Here is a 26,018-nt window from a genome sequence, read left to right as displayed (position 1 = left end):
TCATTCACCTATCTTTCTCAGCATTTTTTGCGTCATCACATTCGTTCCCAGCATAAGTAAAAAAAGAACTGTAGCAATGGCTGAAGCGTATCCCATCTCGAAGCGAATCGTACCAAAATCCATCAAATGAGTGACGACCGTATGCGCCGCATAGTTTACACTTGGGAACCCTGCCAGCGCGATCGAAATTTCTGCCACAGCGAAGGATGCCGTAATCTGCATCACCGCACCAAACATCAGCTGCGGTCTCATCGAAGGCAGTGTAATGTACCATAGCTCCTGCCATCGGTTTTTGATCCCATCCACGGTGCCGGCCTCCACAAGCGAACGATCAATATTTTGAAGGCCTGCAATAAAGGCCAGGAAGCTGGTCCCTAGACTGAGCCATAGCTGCACAATAATGACGATGGTCAGCACGTACCTTTCGTCTGCGAGCCATTGAATGGGTTCCAGAATAACACCAAGGCGCATCAGGAAACCATTCATGTATCCATAGCTGTCACCAGAGAAAATAATAAGCCAGATGAAGAAGACGTTTCCCGATATGGATGGAGCATAGAAGACCAGCGTCATGACCGCCCGAATCTTGGGAGAAAGTTCATTGATAATCCAAGCAAACAAAAAGCAGGCGATATAACTGACAGGGCCCGTAATTACGGCAAAAAGCAATGTGTTCTTCAGTGCAATCAGAAATACGTCATCGTTCAGGAATAGCCGCGAATAGTTCTGCCATCCGATAAAACGCGGCATTTCCAGCATATTGAAGTGAAAGAAGCTCAAGGCAAGCGAAATGCCCACCGGTATCACAGTAAACATGAAAAAGATGATCATGAACGGTGCCATCAATACGTAATAGTGTCTGCTGAGGTATAGATCCCGTTTCAAAAGGGACCACCAGCCCACCTGACGCGCATGAATGGCAGGAGCGGCTGCCGTCTTGGTTGTTTTGGCTTGCAACCGTTACCCTCCCTTCCCTCTATTTCAGATTAAATTCCTTGCGTTTAAGCTCAATCTCTTCATCGATATACAGTACATAGTCCGACAAAGCCTCACGTGGATTTTCACTGGCGTTGACGACCTTGCGGAAGGCATTGTCAAGATGCCGGCCTGTAAAATAACCTCCAGGAAGCTGTGGGATACCCTTCACCCATTTCCACTGCTTTTCCAGGTTTTGATAATCTTTCACTGGCCAAGGCAATTGCTCCAAGGCTTTAATGTTAGCCGTTGGATAACGGGCAGCAGCCCCCATAAGGCCTTCCATTTCTCTTCCGTATTCGATCTGCGTCTCTTCATCGGTCCACCACTTCATAAACTTCCACGCAGCCTCCTTGTTGGCGGCATTTTCAAGCATCATCACTGCACTGGTACTACTCGCTACCTCATGTCTGATCGAACCGTCTGGTAGTTCTGTACCCGGAACAATCGTAAAGTCCCAAAGGTTACGTATTTCCGGAGCCATGACGGTAAGCATGTTATACGTAGTGTAATCAGCTATCCCGATTGGCATCTCGCCGGTACGGAAGCGGTTGGGAAAATCAGCTTTGAGCGGAAACTTATAATTGGTGTAGAACTGTGTCCAGCGTTTAAAGGCATCCATTGAGATTTCCGAATCCAGCGCGCTTCTTGTCCCGTCTTCGTTATAGAAGGTACCGTCATTTTGGTATAAGAGCATGGCAAAGGTCGCATTCGGTACTAAATTGGCGTTGTTCAAGGTATCATCAATGGGTAGATAGAACTCCATGTTATGCTTTTGAAGTACGGAGATGGTGTTATATACTTCCTCCCATGTCTGCGGCGGTTCCAGACCCAGCTCGTTTAGAATATCCTTGCGGTAAAAGAGCATAGGAAAATGCTGCTGTTCTGGGAGTGCATACACTCCATCGTTGTAGCGATAAGGTGTTAAGCCACTTTCACGGAACCTCGTCGAAATCTCTTGAAAATCCGGGAACTCACTTAGATCGGCTGCTGCATTTCTCATTGCATAATTTACCGGGATGTCTTCCCCCATTTGCATGGCTACGTCTGGTCCTTCCCCGGCAAGTGTTGCAGGCAGCAAAATGTTAGGCGGGACCAGACGCAATTGTACTGAAATATCAGTATCCGGGGTAAACGAATCGTCGATCATCCCTTTCAGCACTTGTGCTTGATCTCGTCCGGTCGTAATCCACACGGTGATGGAATCTTTCTTACGCTCCACATTGCCAATGCTGTCGTAATCTTCGGTATATGAAGCGATATATGCACCCAGCTCGTGCTTGACCTGTTGAATGGCGGTTGCTTCCGCCTTCGGTAATTCCTCATCAGGCGGTAATACGACAAGGTAATCGATTGCAATCGGTTGTTCACGGACCATCAAAATCCAGGTGCCGAGACCACCTACATTGATTTTGAACGTATCCAGCCTTTTAGGTACCGTCTCTGGTCTAGCTGCCATATCCTCAAGCTGGACCACCATGGCATTCAATACGGCGACCTTATCACTCTGCTCTCCTGTACTCTGTTCCAAATAGTCTGCAACCGAGCGAAGGGTATCTGCCTGCCGCTCAAAGACCTCGGTCATCTCTGGAATTCGCTGCTCCAACTGATAATCCCGGAGTGGATCCGGCTGATTAGAGGTGATCATCAATATTTTGCGATACATCTGGTTCAGTTCCAGCACACTGGATTCCACGGTTCGAAGCAGCGGAGCAATGTCCCCTAGCGTGACCGTTAACCGTATTCGATGTTTGCCCTTTTCAAGATGGAACTGATAAGGCTCATCCTCTTCGATACCCAGCGCGTGAGTTTGCCAAGTTGGGCTATAGTTAAACCTGATGCACTTCATTTCCTTAAAGGGAACTTTGCCGTTAATTGTTAGACTGCGGGTGGCATAGATCCCTCGTAATTGATCCTGCTTCACTTTGAACGCCATTTGATACAGCCCGTCTTCAGGTACATCAATTTCCCACTCGATCCATTCACCAGGCAGCTTCCAGTTCATACCACCAATGGCGTTCATACGAATTTTAGATGCGTGGTATGGCTCAAGCGAAGGACTAGATCGATCCGAGATGGGCGCAAGCGTCGGCGACGACTTACTTACCGCATCTTCCCCTTGTATCTTAAGAAGGGAGGGGCTCGATTTTTTTAGGCCGAGCGAATCGTAGGTCTTCTCCAGCTCTTCATAGGACGGGACATCCCCTTCCTGATACAATTCAATATAATCAATAGCCATGTTTTCTCTTAACGAAGTGAGTGATAACTGCTGGCTGCCCTTCTCAAAATAAAATTGATAGGGCTCCTCGAAGTAACCAGCGCTATCCTTGAAGGAAGCAAGCTGCCATTCAGGCTGTTCCACTTGTCTCGGTTTGAGATCGTTTCCGCGATCATCCTGGCGTATGTTCTCTTCCCGATTTCCCCATACTCTGTCAAACAGGAGAGCGTCAGCTCCCCTGAAAGGAATCTCTCCGTTTATCTCAAGCCTGCGTTCGATGCCCGAGCTCTTACCTTCAACAGGATAATAATGAATGCGGATGTGATACAGACCACTTACCTGAACTGGAACATCCCAGCGAAGGGTTCCTCTTTCTGGCGTAATTACGGCGCTGCCCTCCAAGCCGGCATAGCCTTCCACGATCTCGAACTCCCCGCCATCCGACTGAGCATACGATTCGCCTTCAATACGAACTATTTCATCAGGTCGGGCCGTGTTGGCATGGGAAGTCAGATAATGCTCATAGCTGTGCTCATCCTCGCTGCCCGATACCGCTTCAAAATCCTCAAGCGCATGTAGCGTTCCCGGCCTGCGATCCTGTGATGGATATAGGGTCCATATGGAGAGCGCCAGGGCCAGGACAAGTACCACGATGAGTCCCTTATTCTTACGTGACCGCATGTTCCAATGTATCCCCTTTCCTTACTGCGTGTTTATTTGTATACCTCATCAATTGCGGCCTGGAAAGGTGCCTTGTATTTCTCAATCAGGGTTGATACGGATACGCCCTCTTTGAGCTCTGCATCAAAATCCCAATATGGTAAGGATGGGAAGGTGTTGTGATCAAGAACCAGCATGCCCTCTGCCACCATTCTCGCATTATTGATATCGGCTTCATCGATCAGATAGGTCTCCAGTGTGGATTGTTCGGGGTATTCATAAATGGAATCAATTTCATTAATTTTCTCCCAGATGTACATCAACTGTTCCGGATTCTCCACAGATTTCGGAATGGTCAAAGCTTGATAGCGTGATTCACCCGAATGATAGGCCGAAGCGCTAGGTCCTTTTGGAAACGGCAGGAAGCCGATGTCGTAATCCTGCATATCCGTCATAATTCCTTCAACCTCATACATGGCACCTGCATACATGAGCGTATTACCTTGACGGAAGAATGTGGCGGGCTCTGTCCAGTCACCGCCTTCAGAAGCTCTGCCGACCTTCTCTGTTGCCAATTTGGATAGGAAATTCAATGCCTCTTTCGTCTTAGGATCTTCCAGGTTCTGTTTATCCTCATTTGTCAGAGAAGCTTCATTGGAATACAGGATCGGTTCGAGCAGGCCCGTTTGTGCCAATCCCCAGGTATCGAGCTTGCCATCGTTATTTCGATCTTGATTTGCTTGCTTGGCTACGTCGATAAACGTATCCCAGTTCCATTCATCTGTATCCACATATTCTTGCAAAGGCTTTAAGCCAAGCTCCTGCATTAATGTACGGTTATAGAATATCCCATTGATGAAGGAGGACTTATCCTCGGTAAATCCATACCCCTTGCCTTCATATTGCATGTACTCCTTAGTGGTTTTCTGATTAAATACCTTGTCATTTTTGATATACTCATCCACCGGCCACAGCAGATCCTGCTTGGTTAAAGCCGGTATAGCGTAGTCTTTGCCCAGTCTTACAATATCGCCGAGCGGTTCCCCTGCCATCAGTGAAGCGACCACTTTCTCTTGATACTCCCCGAAATCAATCGAAACATATTCAATTTCGAAGTTATGCTTTTTCTTCAATGCTTCCAAATTCTCAATCCGTTGAATGTTATCTGGGTTGTTATCTGGGATTTGCATATCCCACCAGGCAACGACTTTAATTGTCCTTCCCCCCAAGTCAAAATCCATCTCTGGTGTCGACATTTCGTTCGCTACTTCCTCTTCCGGCACCGCCGGTTCTTCTGTTGGAGATTGTTCTTCTTGAGTCGTTTCTGGTTCTGGTTCAGCGCTTGGAGCAGGGCTGCATGCCGTGATAAATAGCATGACTGCAAATACCATAATTAGTAACTTCAAGACATTTTTTCTTCTCATTGTTTTCCCCCTGTTATCATTTGTTCTCAAGTTTATATCTTGAATGAAAACGCAAACAACCCGGGGAAATACAGATGTTTATCCTGGCAGATTATAGATAGGTGTCCTAAACCCGGAACAGCGGGAGGAATGAATTTCCAATTGGTAAAGAAATGCTTATTCAACAAAAATATGCATATTGTATGCGCTTTCTTTAATTACCATAATAGTTTTAAGCTATATTTCAGTTGATCCATGGATACCTAATTCAAGAGAAAGTGAGGTATTGCTTCGTGCATCAAATATTACTTGTGGATTACAGCCGCTATCTGTACAAAGAGTTGGAACAGCTTCTGCGTCATAGGAACGATAACTACACCATCAGAAATTATGTATTTTCCTCTTCTGCTGCCCTGGAAGCCTTAACGAAGAGTGATTATTCTGTCATTGTCGTAAATACAGAGCGTTGTGACACGGCTGCTTTATGGTTATGCCATAACATACGTAAGTTCAGTCAGATACCGATCCTCCTGATGGGTGGCAGGGATCACTTTAGACTTGTACGTAAAGCATTAACTTATCAGGTAAATGATTATCTCCCTTTTCCCGTCTGCCTCTCTTCCTTTCTTCACAGTTTGCATGGACTGATAGCCAAGCTGGATACAGAGTCATCGTCTCTTCTTCACCCTATGGATATGAGAGGCAAGCGAATGGATTCTTGTCATGTGATACATGTCGTCAAGACCTATGTGAGGGAACATTTATGTGATGACATCACGTTGAAGAAAATCTCCGACATGCTGCATTTCAACTGTGCTTACCTTGGTCAAAAGTTCAAGCTGGAGGAAAAAATGTCTTTCAATGACTACATGCTGCAGCAGCGAATGGAGAAGGCTAAGCTCCTCTTGTCCTCGACCCGTCTGCGAAATTATGAGATTGCCTTAGAGGTAGGCTACAAAGATCTCGATTGGTTTTACAAAAAGTTTAAAGCCTATACCGGATCAAGCCCCAATGCCTACAGAAGACAAACGAGCTACACCGCCTAGATTAAATTCTCCATCCCAATATGGCTCCTGCTTCACCAAAAAAAACCACAGGGCTGTCCCTGTGGTCATTTACAAATTTAGGCTTGCCCTTCACATTTCCCGCTGCCTATGTTTAGCGTATTACCTGAGATTCTCGGTACTCCTGAGGGGTCATGCCTGTGAGTTTCTTGAAGAGCCGCGTAAACGAATGTGCTGCCTCATAGCCCACCTTTATTGCGACCTCCCGGATCATGAGATCCGTATTCTGCAGCAGCTCCTTCGCTCTTCTAATGCGGCAATCGTCGATAAACTCAGATAGGTTCGTCCCCTTCTCTTGCTTAAACAACCTCGATAAATAAGATGGGTTAAAGTGATGCAGCTCAGCCAGTCTTACCAGCGAGAGGTCTTTTTCAAGGTTCTCCTCAATGTAGCTGCACAAAGAACGGATCGCCATATTCGTACCGTCTTGTTCATTCGATCTCTTGAAATATACCAATTCATCAGCTACACGATATAAGTACTTTACAGCATCTTTTCTACTGGTGAATTCCCCTAAATGAAGCAAGCTTCTTTGATCTTCAATATTCTGCTGAAGTCCCCAACGATTGATCGTCGACTGTAGCAGCAATGCTACGTTATAATAGGTTTCTACAGCTCCCTCCATTGTAATATCCGACTGCAGCAATTCTCCGGTAAGCTCCTCAAACATGTCATAGAATGATTGAATCCGTCCTGTTTCTAAATATCCTGACATAAGCTCAATCTTGCTCGAAATTCTTACGGACTCTTTTGCAAATCCTGTAGAGGGGGATTTGTCATCGTCTGTGAGTACCATGGATATGCACTCGCCTGTATTCATCCATTGAAGCAATCTTAAGCGTTCATATTGTCTCGTAATCTCTGCAAAACTACAGCCTCGCCCACTTAATGTGAAGGTGATGGATACGCCAAGTGAAGCCATGCATGCATTCTGCACCAGCTCTAGTGTACCCTCCAGAAATTTTACTAAGGTGCTATCCGCCATCCCGTCTTCTCGTTTCATCTGAACGAGCCAGACAGTATCACCAGAATGGTCTGTAACACTTGCATATACTGCGTTCTCATGCATGAACGAGGATCCAATAATGCGCACTGATTCTTGAACCCGTGTCAGATCAGATGTATTCTCAAGCGATGGGTTTAATCGACCCAAGACCATATGTACTGGGTGGCCAGCCTGTAAATCAATATTTCGTTTGTTCAACTCATACTGTAAATCGTTTGCCGTAGATGTAGCAGCCATACTATCTTGAAGTAATTTTCGTAAAAATTCATCTTGCTGCATCGCTGCCAGTTGGGAGGTTACTTCACGTGTTTGATTCATCAAATCCAGCATCATGTGACTCCGATGAATCTCATCCAACACTTCTTCAACAACAGACATCACCTTGTTATAGCCTTCCGTTTTGAGCAAGTAACGTACGTTCTGTAATTGCAGAGCTCGATAGGCATAGTCAAAATCACTATGTCCTGTCAAGAAAATAACCCGACAATTCGGCCAATAATCTTGAATCTGTTTTGCCAGCTCCAGTCCACTCATACCTGGCATGCGAATGTCCGTCAAAATAATATCGATTCTAGTGCGCTGCATCCAATGCAAAGCCTCTTTTGAGGAGTAGGCTTTACATACGTCTAGCCGGTCTGGCATGGCTCTGGCGAACGTTTCATACAGACTGTCTGTAATAATTTCCTCGTCATCCACAATCAATAGTCGATACATTTGATTTCCCCTTCCTTCGCACGAATTCGAATAGTGACTTTGAAGCCTTGAAGTTCGCCTCTTGCTAGGAATAGGCCGCATCCTTCTCCATATGTCAGTCGTAGACGTCGATGAATATTCATCAATCCGGTCATTTCATCCGTACCATCTTCCTGCTCTAATCGATCTTGAATACTTTGAATAAGCTCTTCTCTCGTTTCACACCCGTTATCTTCGACCGTAATTTCGGCATATTCACCTATAAGGCTAAAGCGGACGACCAGGAGGCCTGTAGTCGTGTTCTTTTCAAGGCTGTGCTCATAGGCGTTTTCAATAATAGGTTGAATAATGAGCCTGGGCACCTGAATATGTTCCATCTGCTGCGGTAATGCTCCGAAATCTACTTTAATGCGCCTTGAGAATCTGAGCTGCTGGATTTCGGTATATATTCTTGAGTGCTCTACTTCTTCCTTCAACCTGACTTGGTCTGTCCCGTTACGGGTAATGAATCTGAAATATTCCCCAAGCATATTCGTAAACTCTTCGATCCGCTGCGTTTCCCCAGTTCTTGCAAGCGAATTGAGGATGAAGAAACTATTGTATAGAAAATGCGGATTAATTTGCGATTGAAGCTGTTTTAACTCCGCACGCTGCATCATCATTGTTTTTTTAAAATCTCGATCAATGAGCAGCTGAAGATTTTCAATCATCTGATTAAACCTGGAGTAGAGGAATCCAAATTCATCTTTTCGATGGTGGACAATAGGGATATCCAGCACACCTGCCTCCATTTTTTTAAATCTTTTGACCAAATGTAGTAAAGGAATGTGAATTAGCTTGTAGCTTGAATAAAGAAACGCTGCAATCGCAACAAATGATGTGATTGCAAACAACCAGGCCCAATGATTGAACTTGCTGAGGGGACTGGTTACAATTTCTTCCGGTATATACGAAGCCACGGACAAACCGAGGGCATCTATATGGGACTGGGTCACTTGATACCTTTGTCCGTCCACCTTCATCCACACTTCGTCACCTGAAGCCTGTACACTCTGCTCTTGATAATTGGATAGAATGACATTGCTGATTTGTTGTTTATCCGTGATGGCATGTCTCGTTTTGTCCTCAACCAGAAATGTAACACTCTCAGGATACAAGTTAAGCCGAGATAATTCATTCTGAAAATGTTCTGTATCTAGCTCCACTTGTATAACAAACAGCGCTGCTTCACTCTTCTTGCCAGATAGACGAACGGCACTTAGGTTTATTGTCTCCTCTTTTATGGTGAAGCGCGTGCCTTTCCCCTGGTTCCCTGAGCTGAAGTATTCATAGGAGTCCTCATCGAAGTCGTCGATTCCTATAGTTGAGGAAATGCTCTTGCCAACGGTAGGAATATGAATATTGACATTCTCAATATAGGCACTGCTGTTCTTGAAGGCCGCTAGTCGTTCTGATAAATAATTCAGTGTATCACGTCGCTCAACTTGATCCATCATATCCCAGAGAATCGCCAGCCGATTGAGTTTTCGATCTTCAGCGATATTAAACTGCTGAAGCTCAATCCATTCTACTTCCCGGTTTAACTCCGCTACATACTGGTTCAATGTTCTTTCTGCAGATAAGGATATTTCCTTGCTGGCATTGTCATAACTCCATTGATATAAGTACACGCCGAGAAGAATTAGAGGAAGTACGAAGACCAGGTAGGTGATGATTAATCGTGCAAATATACTATTAAACCATGATTCGGCAGGTATCTTCAATCCACTCACATCCAATGCAAAAATGGTAGAAATCCTTCTTTATATAGAGTATGGTCATGGGAAAGTATAGAGCTGCTTAAGAGACCTCCGCTTCGAACCACGCATTAACTTCCGAAGTAATCTGATCTCCTCCCAGCTTGCGCCATTCTTCTACGAAGCGATCAAACTCTTCGATTGGCTTGCCAAGAATGATGTTCATATAAGCTTCAAGCTGGAGATCTCGGAGGATGATCTGCCGATCAACCATCGTGTCCGTTACCCCACCCGTGTACTGATCATATAGAAGCTGACCGTTCTTCTCATAGGAATCAGCGATGCTAAAAGCTCCTGTAGGCCCATAAGTTTGTTTCCAGCCCCAGCCACTATCTACACCTTGTGAATCGTAGGCTACCATTCGTTTGTGAATGACAAGAGCTTCATCCTTCAAGCCCGAGTAATCTCCTGTTTTCCTAGCATCGCGAATTTGTTTGTAGGCATCAATGTTTTTGTTACCCGGAAACGGAGTAACCGGTGACAGCTTCCACACCGCTCGGGAGTCATCGTTATAGTAAGTTTCATACTTTGCATGCTCACCCCAGTTTGTATCGAGATGAAGATTCATCAGCTTCACGATCACTTCAGGATGGGAGAACCCTTTTTTAACAGCGAAATATTGACCCGTATTTAAACGAAGCGGGACAAAGAGATTTCTCCCTGATTCCGCTACAATAGGGTAAGCCTGCCATTCCGCATTCGTATCGTTATCCCGGCTGCTCTGCAGTATAAAGGACGCCCACTGCTCGCCATAGAGCATGCCGATTTTTCCGTCGGAAATTAGACGCAGCTCCTTGCTTCCATTTTTGTAACCGAAATCCGGATCCAATTGACCCTCTCGATACATGGTCTGCAATACTTTCAGCGCTTCGCGGACTTCAGGTTGTATGCCGCCGTAAGCAAGCTTCCCTTCAGAATCTTTAATCCATATATTAGGAAAAGCGCCGTATCCAGCCATCAACCCGGAAGCCCCCATTACGGGATCCCATAAATAATTCGTCAGCGCCAATCCATATGTGTCGTGTTCTCCGTTTCCGTCAGGATCTCCATCTGTAAACGCTTTCGATATTCGAATCAAGTCTTCCATGGTTTCAGGTGGCTGCAGATCTAAACGCTCCAGCCAGTCCGTTCGAATCCACAGATATTGTGCAGTTTCGATCGAAGAAGATGTCTCGGGAATTGCCATAAGTTTACCGTCAATCGTGGCTGCGTTGAACGATCCTCTTCCCTCTGCCTCCAAAATATCTTTTGTAAGCGTTGAAGCATACGTATCATACACTTCGGTCAATTCTTCAATCAATCCGGCATTGCTTAGTTGCCTGAGCTGGTATGGATTGACTTTGACCACGTCTGGGAAACGTCCAGCAGCGAGGGATACCCCCAGCTTCTGGTTGTATACATCTCCACTCGCAATCCACTCATAGTGAATCCGAATGCCTAATTCATTCTCGTACAAACGGGTCCAGCGATTATCCAGCACGGTCTCATCTGGAAGCTCACTAATGATCTGTTGCAGTTCTTCTCCGGTTTCCATGACAAACGACACTTCTATCGGAGGGGAGTATTTCCCTAAACTGTATAAGTTCTGAATTTGCTGCCCATTCGACTGTATATTTTGTGGTTCTACATTCTCTTCATATTGACTTGCTGGGATGCACAGAACAATGAACAGAACGAAGGTCTTCCTTGTTATATCCTGCCATCTCATATTCATGACAACATTCCCCCAATTCAGCTGGAAATGAACACTTCTCTTGCTCTATCATCTGGAATCCCTATATTGTACAACAACTTATGCTTGCTGAGTATATAAGAAGCCGCCGTTTGGCGACTTCTTATATACTCAATCTAACGCTTAGGGCATGATTACTCGGTAATTGAAATTTGAAAAGTCGGCAGTACCACCAATTGCACTTGTTGAATACAAAAACAAACCAATTCGACAACCCATAAAATGATCTAGCTTGTAAACCATTTTATGGGAAATGCCTAAGCTCCTCCACTCCGTTCCATCCAAGTAAGCGAAAGAACACTCGTCTTGATTGTCTACAAAGTTTCCATAAGCTTTTAAGGTAACTACCGGATCTGCTACGAGAATACGGGCATACTCAGTAGCAGGCTCTTGGTCAATCAGATTTCCGAAGATGGTGGAGTCTTCACTGCTTCTAGCCTGCATAACCAAGTAAAATTGACCTTCATTTTTCGTAAGGGCAATCATACCGTATGTACCAATCAGGAAGCACAATCCGGCATAATCACCGTCATTCAGACCGCTGCCATCAAGCCTAACCGTAGTTTCGCAAGCAGGTCCCATGGAACGCTGGGTTAGCGTATTTACGGCAAAGGTCAGATTCGGACTGATCTGACCCGTCCGTACTCGATAAACGCCAGGTTTCTCGGTTACGGTCCAGAGATTGTCATTCGGGGTATGATTCCACTGCCAGATATCACGAAGACGAATTCTCCCATCCTCACCGATTTCATAATGAAATGAATCACTACCGACCAAAGGACGATAGCTATAACCGGGTCTCGTGCTCGGGATATCAATCTGTTTAGGTGCTTCACTTCCAAACTCTGGAACATGGTGATTAAAACGAATCGGTACCACGACAGGAATACGGCCAACCGCCCCATGATCTTGAAATAGCATCGCATACCAGTCACCGTCCGGTGTATCTACGATCCCCCCTTGGGCAACACCGGAGTTAAAGTAACCCATATCATCATTGAATACATCTCCACCGGTAAATACTCCTTCCAGGGAATCGGCCATGTAAAAAGCCTGTGTTCTTCGGCCAGAAGCCTTCGTTATGTGAATTAAAAACACATAATACTTCCCATCTATTTTGTAAAAGTGAGCCCCCTCGTATCCCAGGTAACTAGGCTGCTCTTCCTTTACGATGATACGCTCTAGTCCACCAGGCTTAGGTCCGGTCAGATCTGTATCTAATTCAGTTAAATAGATCTCGGTATTCCCGTGCACAAGATAAATCCGTTCATCATCGTCAAAAAATAAGGAGCAATCATGATAGAATCCCTTTACAATTTGCTTATTCCACGGTCCTGTTATAGAGGTTGATGAGTACAAATACGTTTTTCGAGTATCGTTGGCGACAAAGATGACGTAGAACATTTCCTGATGATACCGTAAGGATGCAGCCCACATGCCTTTGCCATAAATATGTTGACCGCTCTCAAGTCGCTGAGCAGGTGTGTTATCCAGTGTGTCGTAAACATGAGTGGCTACTTCCCAATGGATTAGGTCATAAGAGCGAAGGATGACGCAGCCCGGCATCATATGCATGGTTGTACTCACCATGTAATACGTATCTTCCACGCGTATAACATCAGGATCTGGGTAGTCAGCCCATATCATTGGATTTGAATACATTTTATAATTTCACCCCATTTTGTTCTGAAGAATGAATAAGGAAAAGAACAATATTCAATGTGATGTTGACCATTCTAGTGAAGAAGCTGAGTATATAAACGAAAAACCTTCTATGCCATGTCTGTATTGGCAGAGAAGGTTTTTCGGCCGTGAACGTAATTCCATGCCACTCGCTGAGACAACAAAAACTCAAGTCACTTCAGTGACTGCGGTTAACATCAGAGACTGTCAACCCTATAGAATCCGCAACACTGCTACTTTTCTGGATATGGATCAATCATTTGAATGGTGCCATCCGGATTGTACGTCAGCTCAGCAAATTTAATACAGCGTTTGTAGTCGATGCCTTCGGAGAGGGAACTATCATGATAGAACAAGTACCATTTGTCCTTAAATTGAACTATGGAATGATGCGTTGTCCAACCCATAACAGGTGGGAGAATTGTGCCTTGAAACGTAAATGGACCTGTTGGGCTATCCCCTATGGCATACACCAGCTTGTGCGTCGTTCCCGTGGAATAGGACAGATAATATTTGTCATTATACTTGTGCATCCACGGACCTTCAAAGTATCTGCAATCTTCGTTGCCAGCAGTCAAAGGCTTTCCTTCCTGATCCAATATAACGATCTCCATTGCCTCTGAAGCCATAGAGAGCATATCCTCACTCAGCTTCGCGATTCTTGGACCAAGTGCAGGAGCATCCGGTGCTGGACCGTCAGCATCCTCCTCATACTTCCCAGTCTGCCACTTCTCCAATTGCCCGCCCCATAGTCCGCCAAAGAGCATGTAGGACTGTTCATCTTCATCAGTGAAGACGGCAGGATCGATGCTGAAGCTCCCCTGAATGTAATCTTCCTCCGGCTCAAACGGACCTGCCGGAGAGGGTGATGTGGCGACCCCAATGCGAAAAATGCCTTCATGATCCCGCGCTGGGAAAAACAAGTAGTATTTTCCGTTTTTATAAGCGGCATCTGGTGCCCACATCTGGCGTGATGCCCAAGGTACATCCTTTACATGCAGTACTTCCCCATGATCCGTGACAGGTGAGTCTGGATCAGACATGGATAGAACATGGTAGTCCTCCATTTTGTACTGATCCCCATTGTCATTCACAGGTTCGTTATGATCCAGATCGTGCGAAGGATAAATATAGATGCGATCCTCGAATACATGCGCTGATGGATCGGCAGTGAATATATGAGTAACTAAAGGTTGGTGCTGGTTAGATAATTTGGACATTCCGATGACTCCTTCCAAATAATGTACAATCTTGCTCAAATCAACGATCGATGTTTAAGGATTGAAGATATTACATCAGCCCACGTTCTCATTTGAGCGAAGGAATTTGGGCAACACGTTGATAAGCTTCTTTGGGACGAAGTGCTTCATCAAACAGGAAGGGCCAGTTTTTACGTCCCCGAACAGGGAAATGATCCAGCCACGTGTAATTATCAGCAGCTCCCCAGAATGTCACGGCACTGATGTGCTCACGATACTCGTAAAGCAGTCGAAAAATAGAATCGTATCTCTCAGCCTGTAGTTCCAGCATTTCCTTTGTTGGATGAGTCAGGTCCGTACGTCTGTCTTCAAAACGAAATACAGAGACATCCAGTTCGGTGAGCTGAAGCTGCAGTCCAAGCTGAGCATAGCGTTCAATTGCAGCACGCATGTCGTCCAGTGTCGGATCGTACAAATTCCAATGCGCCTGCAAGCCAACTCCATGAATTGGTACGCCTTGATCCAGTAATGAACGGACGAGTCGATAAATACGCTCCCGTTTATGTGGATTAGACTCATTATAGTCATTATAGAATAATAGCGCTTGAGGATCTGCTTCGTGAGCGAATTCGAATGCTTTGGCAATGAAGCTCTCTCCTGCAATATCCAGCCATTTGGATGGCCGCAGATAAGCATCCTCGTTTGCATCATCAGATATGACTTCATTTACGACATCCCAGCCATAAATGATGTCTTTATATCTGCCAACGACAGTCTGTATATGTGAGCGGAGGCGTGCCAACAAGACCTCTCGATCAACTGGGCCGCCTGTCTCATTCTCAAATAACCAATCTGGTGTTTGGTTATGCCAGACGAGTGTATGTCCACGCAGCATCATGTCTTGCTCTCTGGCGAATGCAGCGATGGCGTCTGCGTCCTCGAAGGTGTACACATCCTCCTGAGGATGTACGCTGGAGAATTTCATTTCATTCTCTGCTGTCAAACTGTTGAAATGGTACGTGAGTAATAAGCGTTGACTTTCAATCGTTCTGGGATTCACTGCAGCTCCAATGTGGAACGCATCCTTGTACAATGTTCTTAGAGGTGCCTCTTCTCGTATAGAATTCATTGTATCCCTCCTCTAAATGCAATAATGAATGCTTTATGTTAGCTCATCAATCCGAATAGCCGTGAGTTAGGACTTGTATTCAAACCAGTCAAAGTGTGCAGGCGTGCGGCTTGCTTGGCCATTACCGGTGGCGTATAGTCCAACTACCGCCCCAGTGAAACACATTTTATGCACGAAATCCTCAGGAGATATTGCACGTGCAGAGCCTGATCCCAATGACATCCAGTTTATTCCATCTTCTGAACAGGACAATTGGTATTCCGTCTCTGTAGATTTGATCTGGAGTATTAGCTCTTCTGATTCCGTATCGCTCTCATGTACAATTTCGGACACTCCTCGTACTGTCAATCGGGCAAAGATCACTTTGCGGCCTTCCGATTGTCTTATGCCGAGCTCATAGTGTGCATCCTCATCCCGGCGAATGCACAATCCCGCCTCTTCTCCGTCAGCGACTGGTGCGAATGAGACGGAAGTTCTAAAACTGGCCAGAACATGCTGCTGTCTCCGCCCAACAAAAGTAATTTGACCCACATCGCTGAGGGTGGAATCTTGACCATACATGGTCAGTGAACCTGGCTTTTCTGTAAGAGAGCTCTTGCCTGCTGACGGATTACGTACGAACATCCAGTGTGGCCCAAGCTCTTCATTAAAGTCTTCTCGAGCCTGAACAGCTGTATGGCCCTCTGTTGTAGAAGGCACAGACAACGGCGTGCGCTCAACAATCATATCTAAGCTTACCGTTCCTTCATTATTATCAATATGCGGCCAGCCATCGTTCCAGATGACCGGTGCCAGGAATGTTTCCCGTCCAAGCACACTGTATCCGTCCTCTGTCAAACGAACACCTAGAAATACTGCCCACCAGTCACCCTGATGATCCTCCACGAGGTCAGCATGTCCCAGATATTGAATAGGATGATCCAAATTGCGGTGGGTCAGAATTGGCTCCGGATAGCGTTCAAATGGACCATAAGGGTTGTTGCTTCTGCCAATGATTTCGCGATGCTCCTTGGCCGTTCCACCCGAGGCAGACATCATATAGTACATACCATTGATTTTGTACAAATGCGGCCCTTCCGTCCATGGTCCGCCATCCCCGTACCAGACAACTTGGGGTTCAGTAAGCGCCTCTCCAGTCTCAATGTTGATCTCGTACTGAATCGCATGAGAATTATAATCCGCACCTTGCTGAGCGGTAACATAGACTTTGCCATCCTCGTCAAAAAACAAAGAGGGGTCTATTCCACCATAAGGAATTCGAATGGGATCTGACCACGGGCCAGCAGGATTGGTAGCTGTCACATAAAAATTGCCGATCCCTCTTACATCTGTCGTAATCATATAAAATGTACCTTCATGGTAACGCAGCGCAGGAGCAAAGATTCCGTCCGAGCTCTTCTGATCGGTCAGGTTAAGCTGGCTGACTCGATCCAGTACGTTCCCAATCTGCTCCCAGTGAATCAGATCCCGGCTCCGAAAAATCGGAACACCGGGAAAATATTCAAACGAACTGCAAATGAGGTAAAAAAATTCTTCTGCCTTCACGATACTCGGATCCGGGTAGAATCCGGGTAGAATTGGATTGGCATAACGAATTGTATGTGATTGAAGCTGTGGCATCTATTCCTTCACACTCCCTACATTAAGTCCAACAACAAAGTGTTTTTGCATGAACGGATACACGAACAGAATTGGTACAGAAGCAACAATGGTCACGGCTGCGCGAATAGAGATTGGAGTTACCTGCGTTGTAAGTTCCGCGCCAATACCGTTAGCTACGGAAGGATTACTGTTCGCATTCATACTAGAGGATAAGAGTTTCATTAATTCGTATTGCAGCGTGCTCAGCTCTTGACGTGAAGACGTGTACAGGAATGCATCAAACCACGAATTCCACGCACCTACGGCGACGAACAGTGCAATAGTCGCAAGTACCGGTTTACACAGCGGAAAAATAATTTTCCAGAAAATCTTGAATTCACCTGCACCATCAATCTTGGCTGATTCAATCAAGCTCTCAGGAATGGTGTAAATATAAGTACGAATAACGATCAAATTGAACGCACTGATCATGGATGGCAACACATAAACCCAGAAGGAATTAATTAAGCCCAGGTCCTTAATTAGAAAATATCCAGGAATAAGTCCTGCATTGAAATACATGGTCATTACAAAGATTGTCGTAATCTGCCTGCGGAAAATATACTCCCGCCGACTCAGGGTGTAAGCCAGCATAGAGGTTAAGGAAATATTAAGAACAGTGGAAAGAACCGTACGCGCAACAGAAACAAAAAACGCGTTATAAATGGTACCTGACGCAAATACGGCGTTGTAATTCTGCAAAGTGAATTCGCGAGGCCACAGATAAAGTCCTCCACGGATCGTATCGTTCCCTGCGTTAAATGAAACAACAATCGTATTTAAAAAGGGGTACAGGGTCACCATAACCAGCAAAATCATAAAGATGGTGTTAAACGTATTAAACACAAGCGGTTCAATACCCTTACTGCCTGGACGACGTACAGCTAGTGGTGCTGTATTTCCTGAACCCGATAAAGGTGTCTTTTTCATCATTATAACAGCCTCTCTTCCCCGAGCCGCTTGGCAGTCCAATTCGCTAAGAGCAGGATTGTAATGCTGACTACGGTCTTAAATATTCCTCCAGCAGTGGCGAGTGAATAGTTACCCTGCGCAATTCCGTACTTGAGTACGAAGATATCAATGGTTTCTGACCAGTCAACAACCAAACCATTCCCTAACAAATACTGAACCTCGAAGCCTGCTTCAAGAATATGTCCAGTCTGCATAATCAGCAGGATGACAATCGTAGGCTTAATTCCTGGTAAGGTAATATTCCACATTTTTTGGTAACGATTTGCTCCATCAATATCCGATGCTTCATATAGCGCAGGATCGATGGATGCAATAGCCGCCAAATAAATAATCGTATTCCAGCCGACTTCCTTCCAGATATGTGAACCCGCAACGACCCCCCAGAAATACTTTCCTTCGGTCAGCCAGAGAATAGGCTCATTTATTAAATTCAGCCTCATAAGAATATCGTTCACAATACCGTCAGAAGCGAGCGATGTCGCCACAATACCAGTAACGATAATCCATGATAAGAAATGGGGAAGATAAGAGATGGTTTGAACCGTCCGCTTCCACATCACCTTTTTGATTTCATTAAGCAGGAGCGCCAAAATAATGGCAGTAACAAAGCCTAAAATCAGGTTAATAATACTCATGGCGAGCGTATTTCGAAGCACACGTATAAAATTGTCATCCGTAAACAAGAACTCAAAATGCTTAAATCCTACCCAGGTCTGCTCAGAGAAGCTTCGTGCAGGTTTATAATCCTGGAAGGCCATTGTCCAGCCCCAGATTGGCACATAAGCAAAGGTAATGATGTATGCAAGCAGAGGAACAGACATCCAGATGAGCTGTCTTTGTGCTTTGATGTTCTGCCAAGTTATCTGCCTTATTTTCCGCTTTTTCTTCGGGTTGTGCGGTTTGGATCCCGCTACAATTTCCTCCATAATATCAAGCTCCCTATCCATCTTTATATTCGAACGAAGTACGACAGATCGACATTTCATATATGATTACAGATCATATACAGCAGCAATTTAAATCAGGAAGGAAGAAAAACTTCCTTCCTGATTATTTCATCATTGCTTTATTTCACAGACCAGTTCTCAATTCTCCATTTCAGAACTTCGTTCATACGGTCTTCATAAGCCTGGATATCCAGCTTGGAAATTTCGGAAACGTATTCATTCCAAATGCTCTCGAATTCAGAGCCATCTGCAGCCAGAATTGCTCTTGGTAAATATTTTGTAGACAACTCATTTAGCTTAGTACTTGCAATATTGGCTGGAGATCCATCAACAAGATCCACAGACCAAGCTGGATAATAAACCGGATTTTCTGGCGGTGCACTGAAGAAGTCTACATAACTGTTAAAGCCGTAAGCATCTAATACTTCCTTATCAAACGGTCTCAGACCAGCTTGATATTCTTCTGGCTGATTGCTCGCCGATGTTGCATTACCATCGCTGAAGTAGCCTTCCATTTTGGGTGCGGTTGCATAAAATGCATCCGCTTTGTTAGCCAGCTTCCAAGTCGCATCTGCGGCGTTATCCCGCTGCTCCTGTGTTCTCATGAAACGACCTTCTTCATTGACGTAGTAGTCCTCGTCCTCAATACCCCAGGTGAGTACTTTCTGCCACTCTTCTTCCATCAACTTATCCAGTGTTTTAATGATTTTGACAGGATCTTCAGCACTCACGGTAATACCGAAACCATTGTTAAGGTTAAGGGCTGCACGGTCACGATAATAATCTTTGATGCTGCTATCATAAACAAGCGGGAAGCCTACATAAGTGCGTTCGATTTTGTTTTGCGTGATCAAAGAATCTTCTGCGCTCCCGAAGTTCCAGTGTTGATCGAACATACCCAGAACTGCACCACTAGACAATTTGGCCATGTATTGATCATAGTTTTGAGCAAAAGCTTCTCTATCCAGCAGACCTTTTGCATTGATCTCGTTTAGCTTCGCGTAATAATCTTTAGCATAATCCTTGTCTGCAAAGATCTCAGCAATTCCATCTTTTACGACTACACCGCCATCATTAGGATGACCGATCAGATGCTGTGGTGCGTTCAGCAAGCCCCAGTTCTTCCAGTCGTAGTTCAAAATTTCAAATCCAATGGTTGGCTGTCCGTCAATGGTCGGATACTTCTCTTTGTATTGCTCGATCAAATCAAAATATTCGTCCAGTGTTTTTGGTGTTGGATAACCAAATTCTTTTAATACTTCTTTTTGAATCCAGAAGGCTGGTCCGCTGTAGTAAGTATCAGCTACTTCACCGTTGTACGCACCGTAGTTAGGCAGGTAATAAATATGTCCATCATTAGGATCCTTCATTTGATTCCAGTATTTTTCGTAATGTTTCTTCAGGTTAGGAGCATGCTCCTCGATCAAATCTTCGAGTGGAATGACTGCACCCGCTGCTGTTAGTTTGGTATCTGCAGAGATAAGGTCAGGATAATCTCCACCAGCAATCATTACACCCAATTTTTGGTTTTTGTCACCAGCCAAAAATTCAAACTTAAAGGAAACGCCAAGCTCATCTTTTATCTTTTTATAAATCTTGTTGTCGGCCGTTGGCTGCTGTCCGGCCTCGTTTAGAAATACCGAAATTTCTATCGGTTGGTCAGCCGCCACGTCAGTTCCTTTTTCTCCGCTGCTTCCTGAATCGTCTGCACCGCTAGAGCAAGCGGCTAGCACAACGCTCAGTGACAACAGCAGTGTTGCTCCCTTGCGGAAAAGCCTCTTTTTACTGTCCCCCATAAAGCACCTCCAAGTTTGATTCGGACTTAAATGTAAGCCCTTTCAATAGAACTATTTCATTATAAAATTCTAGCTATTAAGAAACTATATTCGAATTAAAGCTCTTTCCGAGAAAAGCTCAGGTCTTCTGCGCTACATGTATTTTCTTATACTCATTAGGAGACATGTCCACCCTTTTCTCAAATTGCTTTAAAAAATGATGGTAGCTGGAGTATCCAACTTTTTCAGAAACCTCACTATTTTTGTATTGATTCATCTGAAGCAGCTGACAAGCTTCCTGAATCCTCAGATTATGAAGCAATTCGTTGAAACCAATTCCGTTTTTGCGTATCAGTAATTGTCCTAAGTAGGCAGGATGCAGGAAGAATCGTTCCGCCAGTTTTTTGACAGTGATGCTCTCTCGGTAATGTGCATGAATGTAATCACTAATTTCTTGGGCTATACCATGTGCTTCGGAGGCGTTCTCCTTAAGCAGAAGCTCAAAGCAGACTCGCCCGCACGATTGCAGCATGCCGATCAAATCATTCAAGGTTAACAGAACTTCACCCAGATTGGGTATATCAAACAAGAGGTTGGAAGCATCTGAATCCTTCGCTAGTTGGGCTTCCATATAGGCACGAATTTCATGGAGCAGATAGATTACGAATTTACGAGCCTTATCTGGATGAACCCGCATCTGACGAAACGATTGTTCAATATAAAGGACAACAGACTGGTATGCTGCATGATCAATGAGCTCAAAAGTTCCCAATGTTCTCTCCAGTAGTTCTACCTGATTGTAATCTAATTGAAAGGCCTGATCCTTGAATTCATCATAATCTATGATTAAGTAATCAGCCCCTTCATAGAAGGCATGCAGAAGCGCTTTCTCTGCTGTCACTCGGGAATGGCTGATACGATGAAGGGAGGTTTCGGGAGCTCCAATAGCCAGAAATGCGCGAAAGCCCGCCAGATGGCGAGCCATGACCTCCAATCGCTCTCTTACCGTGTTTTCTTTGGATCCCTCGTTTACCTCGTTTACATCCTTAAACACGATAGAAACCAGATCACATTGTAAACGAATCATAAACACGGCTTGCATTCCAGTTAGACACTCTGCAGCTATGGAGCTCCACTTCCCGTAATCTTCTCCCGGAATTTGAATCAAACATACATTCCAGACATCAGCAGACTGAGACAGTTTCTCCATTATACGAGCCGCTTCTGTAGACAGATCTTTGCCCACTAGAGCGTCCTTCAACGCAATAAGTTCCTGTTCTCTTCGTGCGATCTGTCCAATATAAATCTGCTTCTGCTCTTTAATGATTTCTTCTTTCATTTGCCGAATCTCGAGCTCCGCCTGCTCCTCATCCAGTGGTTTAAGCAAATAACGGGATACTTTAAATTTAAGTGCCTTTCGAGCATAATCGAAATCACTATATCCTGTCAGAATGATAAATTTGGTGGAATGGTTTCCTCTTCGCCTCCACTCCTCAATCATCTCGAGGCCATCCATAATTGGCATATGTATATCAACCATGACTAGATCCGGATGCAGCTCTTCCATTCGTTTCAAACCTTCGGCGCCGTTAGAGCACACCCCGCATATCTCAAAACCAAGATTCTCCCATGGTATCCATAACTGCAGGCCCTCAATGGCCAAGGGCTCATCGTCAATCAACAGCACTTTAAATACCACTGTCCATTCCTCCTTCTTCACCTTGACGTTCCAACAGCTGTAATGGAATTTCAAAGGATACCTCCGTACCCTCTTCAATTTTGCTCTTCAGGTTAAATTTCACTTGATTGTCATAGTACAATTCGAGACGACGATACACATTACGCATCCCAATATTGTAGCCTCCGCTCTCTTCTTGGCTTCGAATTTGACACTGCACTTCTTTCAGTCGTTCCTTATCCATGCCCTTGCCATTGTCGGATACAACGATGCGCAGATGCTTGTCCACAATGTCTGCTCGAATCTTAACAGAGCCCGTCCCTTCTATAGCTTGGATACCATGTTTGCAGGCATTTTCCGCTAATTGCTGGATACTCATTTTAGGTATTTTATAAAACCGAGCCTCATCCGTAATTTCAATGTCATATTCAAATTTGTCCCGAAAACGGAATTTCTCAATCCCCAGGTACATAATGGTGAAACTCATTTCTTCCTCTAGCGTGACGACATCGTCCTTCCAATTCAAAAGGCGACGAAGCAGCTTGGACAGATCCTTAATAATGTCCTTGACGTCCACATAATTATTTTTGGTGCTGACCACAAGCAGTGCATTCAGCGTATTAAATAAAAAGTGAGGATTCATCTGGCTTTGCAGCATATTAAGCTCGGCGCGAATACGTTCAGCCTCCTGACTTCGTTGCTGAATTTCAAGCTTATACACGTTGTTAATTAATGACTTGATTTGAGCAGTCATCATATTAAAGTTCGTAATCAAATGACCAATTTCGTCTTGTCCACCATCGATATTGATCAGCTCAAATTTCTCGTTTCCTACCTTTTGCATATGTCTGGACAGTCGCTTTACCCGGTGATTGTAGGAACGCAGCATAATATAAATAAAAATGGAAGTAATCAGTGTAATAATACCGGCCAGCATGCCGAAATAAAGCTGCATGGATAACATGGCTTCTTTGACACGCGTTTCTTGAGGCACACCAATTAATTTCCATCCTTTTATATAACTAGCACTTCCTATCGGGACAATATGTATATCCTGATCTTCCACCTTATTCATATCAAACAATTCATATTGGCTGTCCACCTCGCCATGATACTTGTCATCCGCAGACACAATGATTTGGTTCTTGTCATTAACCAGATACATTTCCAGAGAGCTCTTCTCTCTTGCAATCACGTCATAGAAACGATTTAGGTAAAAGTCGATACGCACCAACTTCTGATAAGATCTGTAGGCATAGTAGTAGTCCATTTTTTCAATAATGCTTAAATAAGAAGAGGTCGCAGCACGATTATTCATGGCCTGGTCCCGGTAGGCAAGTACTTTTAAAGATTCCCCCGTTGCTTTCCACTGCTTATACCAGTTACTAGCATGCATCGTACTGTTCAGCACATAGTAATCCCCACCGGACACAATGGTCGGATTGTCCGTGTAAATGCCAATACGCTGAATTTGGTTATTCGTTGGAATATACGAGGTTACGCGGTGACGAAGCAGATCATCGAACGTGTTGTAGAATTCCGACTGGCCATTGTAGCCCCGATCGATGGATTCAGATAACACCTTGTCCGTGATCAAGGCATGACTGACAGCTATACCGCCATCAATCATGGTATGGATATCCTTTCGGGCCCTCTCCATTGAGATTTGCAAATTCTGCTCCTCCCGCTCCTTGATCAGCTCTGACATACGATCCATAAACAGATAATAGCTTGCAAAGATGGGGAGTAATATTCCTATGACAAATATGAGCATAAATTTATAGTTCAAAGGAATATCGTTCACGATACTACGGACTCTGAATTTTCTGAACATTTCATTATCGCCATCCTTCGCTTCATGCTTAGCTCTGCAAAGACCTACTGTAGTTTTCTATATTGCGAAGGAGCCGTACCTGTCATTCGCTTGAACTGACTAATAAAATAGTCGGCACTCAGATAACCCGAATGCACGGCAACGTCAGTAATGCTCATGTTGCTCTGACGCAGCAATCGCTTTGCTTCTTCGATCCGCTTATCATTCAAATACTCACGAAAAGTCTTACCCGTCTGCTGTTTAAATGCTTGCCCTAAATAGTTGGCGTTCATATGAAATTTCTGTGCTAGCTCCTGAAGCTGCAATTTGTTGCGGAATTCCTGATTGACGTACTGCTCCACTTGAAAAATCGTGCTGAATTCCTTTTTTTTTCGCTGTTCCTGAAGGGCTTTCAAAGCATTGAGGCTCAATATGACCCCGTACTGTTGAAACGCAGGATACGAGTTTATCCCAATAATGTCACCTGCCATTTGCTGAACTTGCTGTACAAAGCGGTCTACATCCCCTTCAAGCTCCTTTAGATGCTTAAGAATACTCATCTCAAGGGCAATCAGCTGAACTCGAACATATTCTATATCCGATACAGTCTGCTCTGAGTCAGGATTGGCTAGCATCGCATTTACTTTACCTTCCACCCTGTCCTGTTCGCCCGAAATAATGACGTCCATCACATCTGACAAAGCTTTTTGATTCACTTTAGCCATACTGTCTTTCTGAGGTAATTCCTGGTGATTCACAAAGCCGGAGCCACACTGATAGCGCTTCCATTTTAATGCGAACAAAGCTTTTTCGTAAGCTGAACGCAAAGTGTTTACTCCACTTGAATCATGTCCGCATGCCACTGTCATTAATGCTCGGTCTGAATACATTTCAACCAGATTTCTCCCCGCCGCTTCCAGCTGCTTCAGAGAATGATGCAAACCGTCAGCAAACAATCCGATGTTACCTTCCTCATCTAAAAATGGTTCGGCATAAGGGATCCCAGCGTGACTGTACAGCCATGTTTTGACTTCGTCCTTATTCGTATCCGTTGAAATTAGAAGACAGGCCATGCTCTCATGAGCTTCCATTCGAAGCGTTTTACTCACCTCGTATCGCAACTCAATGCTGTCATCACCTTGTAACAAGCGATTGAACAAACAATTTACATAGAGTGCATTTTCGCGTTGATGCACTTTGGCTGAAATCTGCTCTTCTAGAATTTTACGACGAATTAACTCCAATACGGTTTCAATCTCATCTTCATCAATCGGCTTAAGTAAGTAGTCCTCCACACGTTGCTCCAGCGCTGTTTTCACATACTCAAAACTATCGTAACCGCTTAGAATAACAAATCGAGGAGGTCTGGCAAGCACTTGTTTAGAACGGTCTATCAGTTCAAGTCCGTTCACCGAAGGCATATGAATATCTGTAAATACTAGATCTGGCTGAAGATTCTCGATCATGGCCCAAGCCGCATTTCCATTCTCAGCCTCTCCGCAAATTTGGAAACCGTATTTGTCCCAGTTCACCATAGTTCGTAATCCCTCAAGTACCCATGGCTCATCATCTACCAACAAGACATCCAGCATTCATGTTTCCCCTTTTCTATTCAATACATATGGAATTGAATT

17 protein-coding genes are annotated in these 26,018 nt (G+C 44.6%); 1 reads left to right on the top strand and 16 read right to left on the bottom strand.

The annotated features are described in order from the left end of the window. Genes TCA2_RS22305 through TCA2_RS22295 form a run of 3 tightly spaced genes read right to left on the bottom strand, consistent with a single transcriptional unit; the run spans position 1 to position 5,277 of the window. On the bottom strand, positions 1–918 hold the full coding sequence (locus TCA2_RS22305; protein ID WP_238546488.1) for a carbohydrate ABC transporter permease: 918 nt from the start codon (positions 916–918) through the stop codon (positions 1–3). Between the two features lie 58 nt (positions 919–976). Then, positions 977–3,874 carry an extracellular solute-binding protein gene (locus TCA2_RS22300; protein ID WP_047913810.1) on the bottom strand — a complete coding sequence of 966 codons (2,898 nt, stop codon included), beginning with the start codon at positions 3,872–3,874 and terminating at the stop codon, positions 977–979. A gap of 32 nt (positions 3,875–3,906) precedes the next feature. Then, entirely contained in the window at positions 3,907–5,277 is a 1,371-nt protein-coding gene (locus TCA2_RS22295; protein WP_047913809.1) for an extracellular solute-binding protein, read from the bottom strand. 272 nt (positions 5,278–5,549) lie between these two features. On the opposite strand from TCA2_RS22295, the gene TCA2_RS22290 reads away from it, so the two are divergent. Then, positions 5,550–6,302, top strand: coding sequence for a helix-turn-helix domain-containing protein (locus tag TCA2_RS22290; protein WP_052512271.1), 753 nt, complete (start codon positions 5,550–5,552; stop codon positions 6,300–6,302). Positions 6,303–6,414: 112 nt separating this feature from the next. Here TCA2_RS22290 and TCA2_RS22285 read toward each other — a convergent pair whose 3' ends face one another. From TCA2_RS22285 to TCA2_RS22225, 13 genes are all read right to left on the bottom strand, one after another. Then, on the bottom strand, positions 6,415–8,040 hold the full coding sequence (locus TCA2_RS22285) for a response regulator (RefSeq protein WP_047913808.1): 1,626 nt from the start codon (positions 8,038–8,040) through the stop codon (positions 6,415–6,417). Continuing rightward, on the bottom strand, positions 8,025–9,791 hold the full coding sequence (locus TCA2_RS22280; protein WP_152557826.1) for a sensor histidine kinase: 1,767 nt from the start codon (positions 9,789–9,791) through the stop codon (positions 8,025–8,027). The genes TCA2_RS22285 and TCA2_RS22280 overlap by 16 nt, the downstream gene beginning before the upstream one ends. Before the next feature lie 67 nt (positions 9,792–9,858). Continuing rightward, positions 9,859–11,529: an extracellular solute-binding protein gene (locus TCA2_RS22275; RefSeq protein ID WP_081872762.1), complete on the bottom strand. Its 1,671-nt coding sequence runs from the start codon at positions 11,527–11,529 to the stop codon at positions 9,859–9,861. 141 nt (positions 11,530–11,670) lie between these two features. Beyond that, positions 11,671–13,209: a glycoside hydrolase 43 family protein gene (locus tag TCA2_RS22270; RefSeq protein WP_047913806.1), complete on the bottom strand. Its 1,539-nt coding sequence runs from the start codon at positions 13,207–13,209 to the stop codon at positions 11,671–11,673. 254 nt (positions 13,210–13,463) lie between these two features. Continuing rightward, a complete protein-coding gene (locus TCA2_RS22265) occupies positions 13,464–14,450 on the bottom strand; it encodes a glycoside hydrolase family 43 protein (RefSeq protein WP_047913805.1) in 987 nt (328 codons plus the stop codon). A gap of 88 nt (positions 14,451–14,538) precedes the next feature. Continuing rightward, positions 14,539–15,558, bottom strand: a complete 1,020-nt coding sequence (locus tag TCA2_RS22260) for an endo-1,4-beta-xylanase (RefSeq protein ID WP_047913804.1) — start codon at positions 15,556–15,558, stop codon at positions 14,539–14,541. Positions 15,559–15,624: 66 nt separating this feature from the next. Next, positions 15,625–17,178, bottom strand: coding sequence for a glycoside hydrolase family 43 protein (locus tag TCA2_RS22255; protein WP_047913803.1), 1,554 nt, complete (start codon positions 17,176–17,178; stop codon positions 15,625–15,627). Beyond that, complete coding sequence (locus TCA2_RS22250) at positions 17,179–18,132, bottom strand: carbohydrate ABC transporter permease (RefSeq protein WP_081872760.1); 954 nt, start codon at positions 18,130–18,132, stop codon at positions 17,179–17,181. Then, a complete protein-coding gene (locus TCA2_RS22245; protein ID WP_047913802.1) occupies positions 18,132–19,097 on the bottom strand; it encodes a sugar ABC transporter permease in 966 nt (321 codons plus the stop codon). Before TCA2_RS22245 ends, TCA2_RS22250 begins: the two co-directional genes overlap by 1 nt. Positions 19,098–19,237: 140 nt before the next feature. Continuing rightward, positions 19,238–20,914, bottom strand: a complete 1,677-nt coding sequence (locus TCA2_RS22240) for an extracellular solute-binding protein (protein ID WP_047913801.1) — start codon at positions 20,912–20,914, stop codon at positions 19,238–19,240. Positions 20,915–21,032: 118 nt separating this feature from the next. Continuing rightward, a complete protein-coding gene (locus TCA2_RS22235; RefSeq protein ID WP_047913800.1) occupies positions 21,033–22,592 on the bottom strand; it encodes a response regulator in 1,560 nt (519 codons plus the stop codon). Continuing rightward, positions 22,582–24,405 carry a sensor histidine kinase gene (locus TCA2_RS22230; protein WP_047913799.1) on the bottom strand — a complete coding sequence of 608 codons (1,824 nt, stop codon included), beginning with the start codon at positions 24,403–24,405 and terminating at the stop codon, positions 22,582–22,584. The genes TCA2_RS22235 and TCA2_RS22230 overlap by 11 nt, the downstream gene beginning before the upstream one ends. A gap of 44 nt (positions 24,406–24,449) precedes the next feature. Next, a complete protein-coding gene (locus tag TCA2_RS22225) occupies positions 24,450–25,976 on the bottom strand; it encodes a helix-turn-helix domain-containing protein (protein WP_047913798.1) in 1,527 nt (508 codons plus the stop codon). Positions 25,977–26,018 lie beyond the last annotated feature (42 nt).

It is taken from the genome of Paenibacillus sp. TCA20 (assembly GCF_000732325.1).
GTDB lineage: Bacteria > Bacillota > Bacilli > Paenibacillales > Paenibacillaceae > Paenibacillus > Paenibacillus urinalis.
This window is presented reverse-complemented; position numbering and strand designations above follow the sequence as displayed.